General features: G+C 71.0%; 1 pseudogene. It reads right to left on the reverse strand.

Annotated features, from left to right (window positions below):
* Positions 1-365, reverse strand: a pseudogene (locus BN358_RS26335) (hypothetical protein); the annotation flags it as partial.

The raw sequence follows: 365 nt of genomic DNA on the forward strand, positions 1-365 counted from the left end.
CCGGACGCCCGGCGCGGAAGCCCTCGAGCTGGGTCGTCGAGAGCAGGGTGGTCGCGGACGGGAGCCCGACCTGCCACACGGCGGTCGCCGAGAGGGACTCCGCCGGCTCGGCCAGATCGGTGAGCAGAGAGCTCATGGTGAAGAGCCCCAACCCGGTCGCGGGATCTGCCTCGGCGCGCTTGTAGGCGTCGACCAGATTGCTGAGGTCGGTCTGGACCTGGGCGGTCACGCCCGATGGGAGGACGTTGCGCAAGCCGTCCAGCACCTCGAGCGAACGGCTGCTCCTCCCCGTGTTCGTCAGTCGGCAGCGCCGGATCAGGCCGAAGCGCTGGCTCGCCGTCCAGGTGACCGAGAAGCGCAGGCCG

This window comes from Sedimentibacter sp. B4, assembly GCF_000309315.1.
Lineage (GTDB): Bacteria > Bacillota > Clostridia > Tissierellales > Sedimentibacteraceae > Sedimentibacter > Sedimentibacter saalensis.